This window comes from Amycolatopsis sp. NBC_00438 (genome assembly GCF_036026695.1).
Classification (GTDB): domain Bacteria; phylum Actinomycetota; class Actinomycetes; order Mycobacteriales; family Pseudonocardiaceae; genus Amycolatopsis.
In genome coordinates, this window is sequence record NZ_CP107923.1 from 7,005,209 (window position 1) to 7,018,460 (window position 13,252).

Sequence of the window (13,252 nt, forward strand, 5' to 3'; positions counted from 1 at the left end):
TGAGGGACGTAGAGTCCCTCAAGGAGGCCTTCACGGACTTGCCTAGGCCTCGTAGGTGAGGTTCTTACCGTTGGCCGGGTCGAAGAGCTTGACCTTGTCCGCGTCGAACCAGACCTCGAGGTCCGAGTTCTCCTTGGCGGCCGATTCCGCCGAGAGCCGGGCCACGATCTGCGACTCCGAACCCGGGACGTCGGCCGAACCGCTGTCCGCCGCCAGTTCCGCGAGCTCCGCGGACGTGGCGGTTTCCCCTTCGACGGTGAAGTGGGCGAACTTCTCCGACCCCATCGACTCGAGGACGTCGACGTGCGCGGTGAACGTGCCGCCGCCCGTCTTCTGGCCGGCTTCGACCAGCGCCGCGTCCTCGAAGTGCTCCGGCCGGATGCCGACCAGCACCTCGCGGGGCGCGTCCGCCTTCTCCACCAGCTGCCGGATCCGGTCCGTCAGCGGCGTGACGCCCAGCGGGGTGCGCAGCTCGTTGTTCTCCAGCGTGGCCGGCACGAAGTTCATCGACGGCGAGCCGATGAACCCCGCGACGAACAGGTTCGCCGGGTTCTCGTAGAGGAACTGCGGCGCGCCGATCTGCTGCACGAAACCGCCGCGCAGCACCACGACCCGGTCGCCCAGGGTCATGGCCTCGGTCTGGTCGTGCGTGACGTACAGCGTCGTCGTGCCGAGCTGCTTCTGGATCTTCGACACCGACGTCCGCATCTGGCCGCGGAGCTTGGCGTCCAGGTTGGACAGTGGCTCGTCCATCAGGAACGCCTTGGGGTTGCGGACGATCGCCCGGCCCATCGCGACGCGCTGCCGCTGGCCACCGGAGAGGTTGGCCGGCTTGCGGTCCAGGTGCGCGGTCAGGTCGAGGATCGTCGCCGCTTCCTCCACCTTCGCCCGCACCGTCTTGTCGTCCACCTTGGCCAGCCGCAGCGGGAAGGCCATGTTCTCGCGGACGCTCATGTGCGGGTACAGCGCGTAGGACTGGAACACCATCGCGATGTCCCGGTCCTTCGGGGCCTTCTCGTTGACGCGCTTGCCGTCGATGCGCAGCTCGCCGGAGGAGATGTCCTCCAGCCCCGCCACCATGTTCAGCATGGTCGACTTCCCGCAGCCGGACGGCCCGACCAGCACGAGGAACTCGCCGTCACCGATGGTGATGTCCACTTCGGACACCGCGAGCGCGCCGTCGGGGTACTTCTTCGACACCTTGTCGAGGACGATTTCTGCCATGACTACCCCTTCACCGCACCGGAGGTCAGCCCCGCCACGATGCGACGCTGGAAGAACAACACGAACACAATGATCGGGATGGTGATCACGACCGCGGCCGCGCTCACCTGCCCGGTCGGGTCCTCGAACTGCGAGGACCCGGTGAAGAACGACAGCGCCGCCGGCACCGTGCGCGACGCCGTGGTCGACGTCAGCGAGATGGCGAACAGGAAGTCGTTCCAGCAGAAGATGAACACCAGGATCGCGGTGGTGAACACACCCGGCGCGGCCAGCGGCGCGATCACCTTCCGGAACGCCTGGGCCGGCGTCGCGCCGTCCATCTTCGCCGCCTTTTCCAGCTCCCACGGGATTTCCCGGAAGAACGCCGACAGCGTGTAGATCGACAGCGGCAGCGCGAACGTGATGTAGGGCAGGATCAGCCCCGGCCACGTGTCGAACAGCGCCAGGTTCCGCTCGATGTTGAACAGCGGCGTCACCAGCGACACCTGCGGGAACATCGCGATCAGCAGCGAGAGCCCGACCAGCAATTGCTTGCCGGGGAACTCGAGCCGGGCGATGGCGTAGGCGGCCATCGTGCCCAGCACCACGGCGATCACCGTGGAGATGATCGCGATGCCGATCGAGTTGACCAGTGCCAGCAGGAACTCCGACGTCTGGAAGATGTCCGCGTAGTTCTGCCAGGTCCACGACTGCGGGATGAAGTACCCGTCGGTCAGCGTGTCCTTGGTCTTGAACGAAAGCGAAACCACCCAGAGCACCGGCACCAGCGCGAACACCAGCACGAGGATGTCGACGAGCCCCCAGCGAAGCTTGCGGCCCGTCGTGACGGTTCCCATCACCATCAGCGCTTACCCCCAGTATCCGAACCCGGTGCGGCCGTGCCGAACACCTTGATGAAGATGAACGCGATGATCGCCACCGTGATGAAGATCAGCACCGCCATCGTCGACCCGATCCCGAGGTTGAGGCCCTTGACCAGGTTGTCGTAGGTCTGCATGGACACCGACCCGGTGTCCTGCGCGCCGCCGGTGAGGACGTAGATGTTGTCGAAGATCCGGAAGGCGTCGAGCGTGCGGAACAGCAGCGCCACCAGGATCGCCGGCTTCATCACCGGCAGCATCACCTTGGTGAACCGCTGCCAGCCGTTCGCGCCGTCCATCGCGGCGGCCTTGAGCAGGTCGTCGGGTACCAGCGCCAGGCCGGCCATCAGCAGCAGCGCCATGAACGGCGTGGTCTTCCACACCTCGGCGGCGATGATGATGAACAGCGACGGCCACTGGTCGGTGAGCGGCGCGCCGTCGGAGGCGAGCCAGTTGGCCAGGTAGCCGGTCTTCGGCGTCCACGCGTAGTACCACGAGAACGCCGCGACGACCGTGACGATGCCGTACGGGATCAGCGCCACGGTCCGGACGAGACCGCGCCCGACGAGCGTCCGGTGCATCACCAGCGCCAGCGCCATGCCGAGGACGAACTCGATCGCCACGGACACGAACGTCAGGAACATGGTCGTGCCGAACGCCGTCCACCAGTACGAGTTGGACAGCACGGCGCCGTAGTTGTCGAACCCGACGAACTCCTGCTGCGCCGGGAACCTCAGGTCGTACCGCTGCAGTGAAAGCCAGATCGAGTACAGGATCGGGTAGCCCGTGACCGCGATCATCACGACGAACGCGGGCGCGCACAGCCAGAGCCCGAGCTTCCGCTCGGCCTTCTTGCCCTCGGACAGGGCGGGTTTGCCCTTCTTGTGGGACGTCGCCCCTTCGGCGACGGTGGCCCCGGCGGTGTCGGCCGGGGTGGAGTCCTGAACGGTCACGGGATCACTCCCTTCGACTGGAGCGCGTCGCTGAGCTGCTCACGCAGCTTGTCCGCGGTGGCCTTCGGGTCGATTTCGGCCGGCGGCGAAAGGATCTTCGACATCACCGTCGACATGTTCTGGTAGGCCGGGGTCAGGGGCCGCACCGCGGCGTCCTTCAGCGCGTCCAGGATGGAGTCGCGCATCGGGTACTTGATCGCCATGTTCGGGTTGTCGTCGCCCGCCGGCTTGGCCGGGTCGAGCGGCGTGTCGTTGTGGTACACCGATTCGATGGTCGGCGGCACGCCGTCGTTGATCGCGGAGAACTTCTGGTTCTCCGGACTGCGCAGGCACAACGCCGCCTCATAAGCCTCGGGCTTGTGCTGTGACAGCGAACTGACAGCGAGGTCGTACCCGCCGATCGTGGTCTTGGCCGGCGTGCCGGGCAGCGCTTCGGGGTAGACGGCCCACTTCATGTGCTGGACGTCGGACGCCTTGTCCTTCGCGTAGGAGGCGTAGACGAACGGCCAGTTCAGCTCGAACGCGGCGTCACCGCGCTGGAACGTCTGGCGGACGTCGTCCTCCTTCGAGTTGGTCAGCGACGCGTCGGTGATCCCCGAATCGGTGATCTGCTTCAGCAGGGCGAGCGCTTTCACGGCGCCGTCGTCCATCACCACGGACTTGCCGTCGTCGGACAGGATGTGCCCGCCCATCGACTCGACCAGGGTGTTGTAGAAGACGACGAGGCCTTCGTACTGCGCGCCGGTGAAGACGATGCTGTACGGCTTGCCCCGCTGCTTCAGGTCCTTGGACGTCTGGATCATCTCGTCCCACGTCTTGGGCGGGGTCGGGGTGATCCGGTCGTCGTACCAGAGCAGCTGGATGTTCGTGTTCTTCGGGGCCGCGTAGAGCTTCCCGTTGTAGGTCGCCGTGTCCAGCGGTCCCTGCAGGACGCCTTCGGAGGCCGCGGCCTTGTTCTGGTCCTTCCATTCGTCGACCCAGCCGGCTTCGGCGAACTCCGAAACCCAGGTCACGTCGAGCCCCAGTACGTCCATCGCGGTGTCGCCCGCCGCCAGCCGCCGCGCCATCTGGAGCCGCTGGTCGTCCGAGCCGCGCTGGAGTTTGTTGTAGACGATCTCGTAGCGGCCGTTCGCCGCCTTGTTGCAGTTGTCCACGACCTTCTGGAAACTGTCCTCGGGTGCGTAGTACACGTTGATCTTCGTGCCACCGCCCGAGCTGCAGCCGGCCACGAGACCGGTCAGCAATGCCCCTGCCCCCAGCAGGGCGGTGGTGCGGCCGGGCGATCGCCCCCGTTTGCCCGCGCCGATCCTCTTCCCCATCAGGCCTCCTCACCCGCGTGCACGCCGGTTACCGCGATGCCCGGAGGGCACCGCGACGCGATGAGGCGAAACCGCGCCAGCACCCCGACGTGCTAGTGCTCGGGCCGCCACGCTGGTAGGCGGGGCCGCCCGACTGGTGTCGGACAACTTATGCCGGGCGATCACACCCCGCAAGCAGTATCGGTAACGATTCAGGCCAGTGCATGCCGAACTGTGATTATCGCCTGATATTGACGGGAAATCTCACGACGGCGGGTTGAGCGCGAGCTTCGCCAGCAGTTCCCGCGCCCGCTCGGCCGACCGCGGCTGGCACAGGACGTCGTACCGGCCCGCGACGAGCTGACTCGCCGACGAGAAGTCCCGCCGCCGCCCACGGGACGTGCCGTAGCCGATGGCGGCGAACACCATCCCGGAGAGGATGCCCAGCACGAGCCCGGTGAGCAGCTGCAGCGCGAAGCCCTGGTTGACGAACAGCCCGAGCAGCAGGCCGGCGAACACGCCGAACCAGGCCCCCGAGAAGGCGCCGGTGGCGAGCACGCGGCCCCACGTCAGCTTCCCGATGACCCGCTCGACCAGCATGAGGTCGACGCCGACGATGGTGACGTCGCCGACCGCGAACTCGTTCTCGGCGAGGAAGTCGACGGCCTGCTGCGCTTCGCCGTAGGTCGCGTAGGACCCGATCGGCCAGCCGGTGGGCGGCGTCGGCAACCGCGGCAGGTTGCCGGGCGCCCGGCCCCCGCCGAAGGGACTACTCACCATCATCACCTGCGCCCTCGTGGGTCTGGGCGTCCATCTTGTCAAGAACACCTGGACCGTGCGAGCCGCTTACCCCGAAAGGCCGGACCCCCAGAATGTCGACAAGTCGCTTCGCACTTTCATAGGGAAAGCTACGTCCAGGGCCCCTTCCGACGCGTCTTTCCCTGCGAAAGTGACGTCCTCGGGCCTCCGGACGCAGCTTTCCCCGTGAAAGTGGCGGGTCTCAGGAGCGGGACTTGTATTCGCGCAGCAGGCCGCGGCTGATGATCGTCTTCTGGATCTCGCTCGTGCCCTCGCCGATCAGCAGGAACGGCGCCTCGCGCATCAGGCGCTCGATCTCGTACTCCTTCGAGTAGCCGTAGCCGCCGTGGATGCGGAACGAGTCCTGCGTGACCTCTGCGCAGTACTCCGACGCGATCAGCTTCGCCATGCCCGCCTCGACGTCGTTGCGCTCGCCGGAGTCCTTGAGCCGGGCCGCGTTCACCATCATCAGGTGCGCCGCCTCGACCTTGGTCGCCATCTCGGCCAGCTTGAACGCGATGGCCTGGTGCTCGGCGATCGCCTTGCCGAACGTCTTGCGCTGCTGGGCGTACTCCACCGCCAGCTCGAACGCGCGGATCGCGATGCCGCACGCCCGGGCCGCGACGTTCACGCGGCCGACCTCGACACCGTCCATCATGTACGAGAAGCCCTTGCCGGGCGCCTCGCCGAGGACCATGTCCGCGCCGATCCGGTAGCCGTCGAACACCGCCTCCGTGGTGTCGACACCCTTGTACCCCATCTTGTCGATCTTGCCCGGGATGGTCAGGCCGGGCGCCACCTCGCCGAAGCCCTCGGGCTTCTCGACGAGGAACGTCGTCAGGTTCTGGTGGGGCTTCTCGGCGCCCTCGTCGGTCTTGACGAGCAGCGCGATCAGGTTCGACGAGCCGCCGTTCGTCAGCCACATCTTCGAGCCGTCGATGACGTAGCCGTCGTCGGTCTTCTTCGCCTTCGTCTTGATCGCCGCGACGTCGGAGCCGAGGTCCGGCTCGGACATCGAGAACGAGCCGCGGACCTCACCGGTCGCCATCCGCGGCAGGAAGTGCTGCTTCTGCGCCTCGGTGCCGTGGCGGGCGATCATGTGCGCCACGATGAAGTGCGTGTTGATCACACCGGACACGCTCATCCAGCCGCGCGCGATCTCCTCGACGACGAGCGCGTAGGTCAGCAGCGACTCGCCGAGCCCGCCGTACTCCTCCGGGATGGTGATCCCGAACAGGCCCATCTCCTTCATGCCCTCGACGATGTCGGCCGGGTAGGTGTCGGAGTGCTCGAGCTCCTGCGCGTGCGGGATGACCTCCTTGTCCACGAACGAGCGGACGGTCGCGAGGATCTCCGACTGCACGTCGGACAGGCCGGCGGTCTGGGCGAGACGGGCCATCACGGCTCCCTTTCCGGTTACGACGCCGCTCCCGGCGCTGGGTTACCGGTGAGTATGACCCGAAACGGACGACCCTGCTATGAGGGCGCTCACGCCGCCGACGTTCTGGCCCGTAAAGTGCGGTGCGAAGGGGAGGAACCATGACTTATCCGCAGGATCCGAACGACCCGTACGGCCAGCAGCAGCCCCAGTCGGGCGGTTTCCAGCAGCCCCAGTCGGGCGGTTACCAGCAGCCGGGTTACGGCCAGCAGTACCCGTCGGGCGGCTACCAGCAGCCCGGCTACCCGCAGTACCCCGGCGGCGGCATGGGAATGCAGCCGCCGGAGGGTCCCGGGCTCGCCATCGGCGCGCTGATCTGCTCGATCGCCGGCATCTTCCTGTGCTTCCTGATCGCCGTCGCGGGCATCATCATGGGCCACATCGCCTACAACAAGGCCAAGGCCGGTCAGGCCGAGGGCCAAGGCGTCGCGATGGCGGCGTTCATCGTCGGCTACGCCGCGATCGCGCTCAACATCCTGGGGTTCCTCCTCTTCTTCGGGGTCGGCGCCGCGAACGGCCTCTTCCGCTGACCGGCTAAGTTGGGGTCCTGCACGCACCGAGGGGGCCCGTGATGACCGACCCGTCCGGCGACAAGGACCAGACGTCCACGTCGTACGACCCGCCGTCGACCAGCGAGCCGTCGTCGTACGACCCGGGGGCCTACGAGCCGCCCGCGACGGCCGACCCGACGTTCGACAGCACGGTTCCGGACAGCACGGTTCCGGACAGCACCGTCGCCGACAGCACGGCCGGCGACAGCACCGCCTCGGACCACACCGTTTCGAGCGGCACGGCCGGCGACACGACGGTCGCCGGCGCCACGACGGCGCCGCCGTACCCGGCCGCCGGGAGCCTGCCCCCGGGAGCGTTCGAGACGCCCGCCGCGCACATCCCCGGCACGCCGTACGCGGCTCCGGGCTACCCGCAACAGGCGTACGCGCAGCCGTACCCGCCGGCCTACGGCGCGCCGTACGCGCCGCCGGCGCCGTACGCCCAGCCGTACCCGGGCGTCCCGCGCACCCAGGACAACGCGCTCGCGATCGGCGCCCTGGTCTGCTCGATCCTCGGCTTCTGCTCCGGCATCACGGCGTTGCCCGGGCTGATCATGGGCCACATCGCGCTGAGCCGCACCAACCGCGGCGAAGGCGGCGGCCGCGGCATCGCCACGGCCGCCGTGATCATCGGCTACGTCGTCGTCGCGCTGTGGGTCGGCTTCTTCACGACCTTCATCATCCTGGGCGTGAACGGCCAGTTCGACAGCTAGTCGGACGCCGGTAGCGCCACGTCGCCGGGGGTGCGCGGAGCCGGGGCCGCATGCCCGTTCGCCTCCGGTTTCGCTTCCACCGCATCGGGTTCCGGCGCGGCCTCGGGGATCGCCGGAGCGGCGGGCGCCGGCGGGGCCGCGGGCGCCGCCGCCTGCTTCGGGGTGTGCGCGTCGAGGAAGCGCAGCAGCTCCACCGGGAACGGCAGGATCAGCGTCGAGTTCTTCTCCGACGACACCTGGACCACCGTCTCCAGCAGCCGCAGCTGCATCGCCGACGGCGTGTCCGCCATCGTCGCCGCGGCCTGGGCGAGCTTGTGGGACGCCTGCAGCTCACCGTCGGCGGAGATGACGCGCGCCCGGCGTTCCCGCTCCGCCTCGGCCTGCCGGGACATCGAGCGCTTCATCGCCTCCGGCAACGCGACGTCCTTGATCTCGACCTTGTCGATGTGGATGCCCCAGTCGAGCGCCGGGCTGTCGATCATCAGCTCCAGGCCCTCGTTGAGGTGCTCGCGGTTCGACAGCAGGTCGTCGAGCTCGCTCTTGCCGATGATCGAGCGCAGCGACGTCTGCGCGACCTGGCCGACGGCGGCGCGGTAGTCCTGCACGTTGACCGCGGCGACGACCGGGTCGATCACCTTGAAGTAGACGACCGCGTCGACCCGGACGGTGACGTTGTCGCGGGTGATGCCGTCCTGGGCGGGCACCGGCATGGTGATGATCTGCATGTTGACCTTCTGCATCCGGTCCACGAACGGGACCAGCAGCTTCAGGCCGGGCTCCTGCACCCGGGACCGCACCCGGCCGAACCGGAACACGAGCCCGCGTTCGTACTGCTTGACCACGCGCACGCCGGCCGCGAGCCAGGCTCCGCCCAGTACGACGACGGCACTGACGATCTCCACCACCATGGCTGCTCCCGGGGTTGCGATTTCCCCTGAAAACCCAGCGTACGCCCGCGAGCACCAGGGCGAAACGCGCTGGACGCGGCGGCCAGACTGGGGTCGTGACCGACCTTCGTGTGCCCCCGGTCTTCGCCGCCCGCGCACCCCGCGTGCTCGGCCCCGGAGCCGTCCCCTGGCTTGCTGCGCTGCCGGCGCTGGCCGCCGGGTACGCCCGCGAGTGGGGCCTGACGTTCGAGGGCGAAGCGATGCACGGCTACGTCGGCGTCGTCCAGCCCGCGCGCCGGGCCGACGGCACGCCGGTGGTGCTGAAACTGGGCTGGCGCGACCACGAGTCCGCCGGCGAGCCGGTCGCACTGTCCACATGGGCCGGCCGGGGTGCGGTGCTGCTGCTGGACTCCGCGCCGGACGACGGCGTCCTGCTGCTGGAGCGGCTCGACGCCGGGCGCACCCTCGATCACCTCCCGCTGCGCGAAGCCGTCCCGATCCTCGGTGAGCTGGCGCGGCGGCTGGCCGTGCCCGCGCCGCCGGAGCTGACCCGGAGCGTCCGCGCCGAGGCCGCGCGGCTGGTCGAGGAACTCCCCCGGCGCTGGACCGAGCTGGGCGAGCCGTTCGACCGGCGGCTCGTCGACGACGCCGTCGCGATCTGCCGCGAGCTGGGGCCGTCGTCGGGATCGGCGCTGGTGAACGAGGACCTGCACTTCCAGAACGTTCTCGCCGGCCAGCGCGAGCCGTGGCTCGTCATCGATCCGAAGCCGTTGGCCGGCGACCTCGAGTACGGCGTGATCCCGTTGTTCTGGAACCGGTTCACCGAGTCCACACTGGACGAACGGATGGCGCTGATCGTCGCCTCCCAGGAGCTGGACGCCGGGAAGGCACGCGCCTGGACGCTGGTGCGGGCGGTGCAGAACTGGCTCTGGATGGTCGAGGAGTCCGCCGAACACGGCGTGGACCGCGACGACCCGGCGTTTGTCACAGTGCCGGAAATCGCCGCGTGGGCGACCAGCCGATAGGGTCGGCGCCATGGCCGCGGTCAACAGGGTTTTCGCAGCTCAGCTGTCGGGTTTGCCGGTGTTCGGCCCGGACGGTGAATCCATCGGCCGGGTCCGCGACCTCGTCGCCGGGTTGCGCCTCGACACGCAGCCGCCGCGCATCCTCGGCGTGGTCGTCGAGCTGACCACCCGGCGGCGGGTCTTCGTGCCGATGCTGCGGGTCACGGCGATCGAGCCGACCGCCGTCACGCTGGCCACCGGCTCGGTCAACATGCGCCAGTTCAACCAGCGGCCCAACGAGGTCCTGGTGCTCGGCCAGCTCCTGGACGCGCACGCGTCGCTGGCCGGCTCGGACACCCGCGTCACCGTCGTCGACGCCGGGATGGAGCCGACCCGCACCCGAGACTGGGTGCTGGCGAAGCTCGCCATCCGGGAGCGGCGGGCCGGGCTGGGCCGGCGTCGCTCGGCGATGCAGGTGCTGCCGTGGGCGGAGGTGGCCGGGCTGAGCCTGACCGACATCACCGGCCAGCAGCAGGGCGCCGGGCAGCTGCTCATGCTGTTCGACACCATGCGCTCGGTCGACGTCGCCGCGACGATCCGCGATCTGCCGCTCAAGCGCCGGCACGAGGTCGCCGACGCGATGGACGACGAGCGCCTCGCCGACGTCCTCGAAGAGCTGCCCGACGACGACCAGAAAGAGCTGCTGTCCTACCTCGCCGAGGAGCGCGCGGCCGACATCCTCGAGGCGATGAGCCCGGACGACGCCGCCGACCTGCTGGCCGAGCTGGCCCCGGCCGAGCAGAGCCGGCTGCTGGAGCTGATGGAGCCGGAGGAGTCGGCGCCGGTCAGGCGGCTGCTGGCCTACTCGTCCGACACCGCGGGCGGCCTGATGACCCCCGAGCCGGTGGTCCTCACGCCCGACACGACGATCGCCGAGGCGCTGGCGCACATCCGCAACGCCGAGCTGCCGCCGGCGCTGGCCAGCATGGTGTTCGTCTGCCGGCCGCCGACCGCGACGCCGACCGGGCGCTTCGTCGGCGTCGTCCACTTCCAGCGGCTGCTGCGCGAACCGCCGGCGGAGCTGGTGGCCAGCGCCGTCGACACCGGGCTGGCCGCCCTGCGGCCCAACGCGACGCTGCCCGAGGTCACCCGCTACTTCGCGGCCTACAACCTGACCTGCGGGCCGGTCGTCGACACCGAGGACCACCTGATCGGCGCGGTCACCGTCGACGACGTCCTCGACCATCTGCTGCCCGAGGACTGGCGCGAGACCGGCCTGCACGACACGACCGGCGAGACCGGCGAAAACCTGGAGGCCGAGCGTGCCTGAACCGACGTCCGGACGGCGGCTGGACCAGCCCCGCAGCCAGAACCGGTTCAAGCTGAACATCGACCCGGACACCTTCGGGCGGCTCACCGAGCGCGTCGCCCGGTTCCTCGGCACCGGCAAGTACCTGTTCTGGCAGACGCTGCTGGTGATCATCTGGATCGCGATGAACCTCGCCGCCGTGTCGCTGCAGTGGGACCCGTACCCGTTCATCCTGCTCAACCTGGCCTTTTCGACCCAGGCGGCGTACGCGGCGCCGTTGATCCTGCTCGCGCAGAACCGCCAGGACGACCGGGACCGCGTCTCCCTGGAAGAGGACCGGAACCGGGCCCTGCAGACGAAGGCCGACACGGAGTACCTGGCCCGGGAGCTGGCCGCGCTGCGGCTCGCGGTCGGCGAGGTGGCGACCCGGGACTACCTCCGCAGCGAGCTCGACCGGCTGCGGGAGGACCTCGACGTCCAGCCCAGGAAGGCCAAACCGAACCGCACTCCTACCGGCTCGTAACATGGACGGGGTGACCAGCACTCAGCAGCTCCCCAGCGTCGATGACGTCCGCAGCGCGCTGAAGAGCGTGCAAGACCCCGAGATCCACAAACCCATCACGGACCTGGGGATGGTGAAGGACGTCGTCGTCGGCGACGACGGCGTGGTCACCGTCGGGATCTACCTGACCGTGGCCGGCTGCCCGCTGAAGGCGACGCTGACCAACGACACGAAGGAAGCCGTCTCGAAGGTCCCCGGCGTCACCGACGTCCGGGTCGAGCTGGACGTCATGAACGACGAGCAGCGCACCGAGTTGCGGAAGTCGCTGCGCGGCGAGAGCACCGAGCCGGTGATCCCGTTCGCCCAGCCGGGCTCGATGACGCGGGTGTACTGCGTCGCGTCCGGCAAGGGCGGCGTCGGCAAGTCGTCGGTCACGGTGAACCTGGCCGCGGCGATGGCCCAGCGCGGGCTCTCGGTCGGCGTCGTCGACGCGGACATCTACGGCCACTCGATCCCCCGCATGCTGGGCACCCACGAGAAGCCGACCAAGGTCGACACGATGATCATGCCGCCGCAGGCGCACGGCGTGAAGATGATCTCGATCGGCATGTTCACCCCGGGCAACACCCCGGTGGTGTGGCGCGGCCCGATGCTGCACCGCGCGCTGCAGCAGTTCCTGGCGGACGTGTTCTGGGGCGACCTCGACATCCTGCTGCTGGACCTGCCGCCGGGCACCGGCGACATCGCGATCTCGGTGGCCCAGCTGATCCCGAACGCGGAGATCCTGGTCGTCACCACCCCGCAGCAGGCGGCGGCCGAGGTCGCCGAGCGCGCGGGCGCGATCGCGCTGCAGACGCGTCAGCGGGTCGCCGGCGTCATCGAGAACATGTCGTGGCTGGAGCAGGCCGACGGGTCTCGCCTGGAGATCTTCGGCTCCGGCGGCGGCCAGACGGTGGCGGACTCGCTGACGAAGTCGATCGGCTCGGAGGTCCCGCTGCTGGGCCAGGTGCCGCTGGACCCGCGCCTGCGCGAGCAGGGCGACTCGGGCACGCCGCTGGTGCTCTCGGACCCGGAGGCCCCGGCTTCGCTGGTGCTGAGGGAAGCCGCGAAGAAGCTGACGGTCCGCGCGCGCGGACTGGCCGGGATGATGCTGAACGTGACACCCGCGGGGCGCTAGACCAAAGTCCGTGAATGGCACATCGAGGGACTTCAGGTCCCTCGATGTGCCATTCACGGACTTTCGGTGAACTTACGTGGCGTCCGGGTCGATCGGCGGACGCTCGCCGGGCTTCAGCGGCTCCGGCTGGGGCTTCGTCTGGGCGGCCGTGTAGCCGTTCGAACCGTTGGCCCCGTTCGTGCCGTTGCCGCCGTTCGTGATGCCCTTGAGGCCGAGCGGGTCGCTGTCACCGTCGAACAGGTGCTGCGTCACCACGCGTTTCGGGTCGAAGTTGCGCAGCCCGCGCAGGTCTTCCAGCGGCTTGCGCAGCTGGTCGAACTCCGGGCCCATCTCCTCGCGGAGCTGCTCTTTCGCCCCGGTCGCGAAGTCGCGGACCTTCTTCACGCTCTTCGCCATCCAGGACGCCGCCTCGGGCAGCCGTTCCGGGCCGAGGATGAAAAGACCGGCGATGATGAGGACGAGGATTTCCCCCCATCCGACACTGTCGAACACCGTCAACCTCCGCTCGGAACCTACTGGCTCAGGGTACTCGCCACCG

The 13,252-nt window shown here is 68.9% G+C and carries 14 protein-coding genes; 6 read left to right on the top strand and 8 right to left on the bottom strand.

Annotation, left to right across the window (positions count from 1 at the left end; translation table 11 throughout):
* Nucleotides 1-42: 42 nt before the first annotated feature.
* From OG494_RS31430 to OG494_RS31455, 6 genes are all read right to left on the bottom strand, one after another.
* The gene (locus OG494_RS31430; protein WP_328444876.1) at nt 43-1,224 is read right to left on the bottom strand and encodes an ABC transporter ATP-binding protein; all 1,182 of its coding nucleotides are present in this window, start codon (nt 1,222-1,224) and stop codon (nt 43-45) included.
* Nucleotides 1,225-1,226: 2 nt separating this feature from the next.
* Nucleotides 1,227-2,066, bottom strand: a complete 840-nt coding sequence (locus OG494_RS31435; RefSeq protein WP_247061047.1) for a carbohydrate ABC transporter permease — start codon at nt 2,064-2,066, stop codon at nt 1,227-1,229.
* On the bottom strand, nt 2,066-3,037 hold the full coding sequence (locus OG494_RS31440) for a carbohydrate ABC transporter permease (protein ID WP_328444877.1): 972 nt from the start codon (nt 3,035-3,037) through the stop codon (nt 2,066-2,068). The genes OG494_RS31435 and OG494_RS31440 overlap by 1 nt, the downstream gene beginning before the upstream one ends.
* Nucleotides 3,034-4,356 carry an ABC transporter substrate-binding protein gene (locus OG494_RS31445; RefSeq protein ID WP_328444878.1) on the bottom strand — a complete coding sequence of 441 codons (1,323 nt, stop codon included), beginning with the start codon at nt 4,354-4,356 and terminating at the stop codon, nt 3,034-3,036. Before OG494_RS31445 ends, OG494_RS31440 begins: the two co-directional genes overlap by 4 nt.
* A 243-nt stretch (nt 4,357-4,599) precedes the next feature.
* Nucleotides 4,600-5,118 (bottom strand): general stress protein, encoded by a 519-nt coding sequence (locus tag OG494_RS31450; protein ID WP_328444880.1) that lies wholly within the window; start codon nt 5,116-5,118, stop codon nt 4,600-4,602.
* A gap of 217 nt (nt 5,119-5,335) precedes the next feature.
* The gene (locus tag OG494_RS31455) at nt 5,336-6,532 is read right to left on the bottom strand and encodes an acyl-CoA dehydrogenase family protein (RefSeq protein WP_328444882.1); all 1,197 of its coding nucleotides are present in this window, start codon (nt 6,530-6,532) and stop codon (nt 5,336-5,338) included.
* A gap of 140 nt (nt 6,533-6,672) precedes the next feature.
* Between OG494_RS31455 and OG494_RS31460 the strand changes: the two genes are divergently transcribed.
* Both OG494_RS31460 and OG494_RS31465 read left to right on the top strand, forming a co-directional pair.
* Nucleotides 6,673-7,101 (top strand): DUF4190 domain-containing protein, encoded by a 429-nt coding sequence (locus OG494_RS31460; RefSeq protein WP_328444884.1) that lies wholly within the window; start codon nt 6,673-6,675, stop codon nt 7,099-7,101.
* A gap of 41 nt (nt 7,102-7,142) precedes the next feature.
* On the top strand, nt 7,143-7,835 hold the full coding sequence (locus OG494_RS31465) for a DUF4190 domain-containing protein (protein ID WP_328444886.1): 693 nt from the start codon (nt 7,143-7,145) through the stop codon (nt 7,833-7,835).
* Here OG494_RS31465 and OG494_RS31470 read toward each other — a convergent pair.
* A complete protein-coding gene (locus OG494_RS31470; RefSeq protein ID WP_328444887.1) occupies nt 7,832-8,743 on the bottom strand; it encodes a slipin family protein in 912 nt (303 codons plus the stop codon). The genes OG494_RS31465 and OG494_RS31470 overlap by 4 nt on opposite strands.
* A 95-nt stretch (nt 8,744-8,838) precedes the next feature.
* Between OG494_RS31470 and OG494_RS31475 the strand changes: the two genes are divergently transcribed.
* From OG494_RS31475 to OG494_RS31490, 4 genes are read left to right on the top strand one after another with little or no spacing between them, the layout of a single operon-like run.
* Nucleotides 8,839-9,747, top strand: a complete 909-nt coding sequence (locus OG494_RS31475) for an aminoglycoside phosphotransferase family protein (protein ID WP_328444888.1) — start codon at nt 8,839-8,841, stop codon at nt 9,745-9,747.
* Between the two features lie 10 nt (nt 9,748-9,757).
* Nucleotides 9,758-11,056, top strand: coding sequence for a magnesium transporter MgtE N-terminal domain-containing protein (locus tag OG494_RS31480; RefSeq protein ID WP_328444889.1), 1,299 nt, complete (start codon nt 9,758-9,760; stop codon nt 11,054-11,056).
* On the top strand, nt 11,049-11,558 hold the full coding sequence (locus tag OG494_RS31485) for a DUF1003 domain-containing protein (protein ID WP_328444891.1): 510 nt from the start codon (nt 11,049-11,051) through the stop codon (nt 11,556-11,558). The genes OG494_RS31480 and OG494_RS31485 overlap by 8 nt, the downstream gene beginning before the upstream one ends.
* Nucleotides 11,559-11,568: 10 nt before the next feature.
* Entirely contained in the window at nt 11,569-12,714 is a 1,146-nt protein-coding gene (locus OG494_RS31490; protein ID WP_328444893.1) for an Mrp/NBP35 family ATP-binding protein, read from the top strand.
* Between the two features lie 72 nt (nt 12,715-12,786).
* Here OG494_RS31490 and tatB read toward each other — a convergent pair whose 3' ends face one another.
* Nucleotides 12,787-13,206, bottom strand: coding sequence for a Sec-independent protein translocase protein TatB (tatB, locus tag OG494_RS31495; RefSeq protein WP_328444895.1), 420 nt, complete (start codon nt 13,204-13,206; stop codon nt 12,787-12,789).
* Nucleotides 13,207-13,252: the final 46 nt, after the last annotated feature.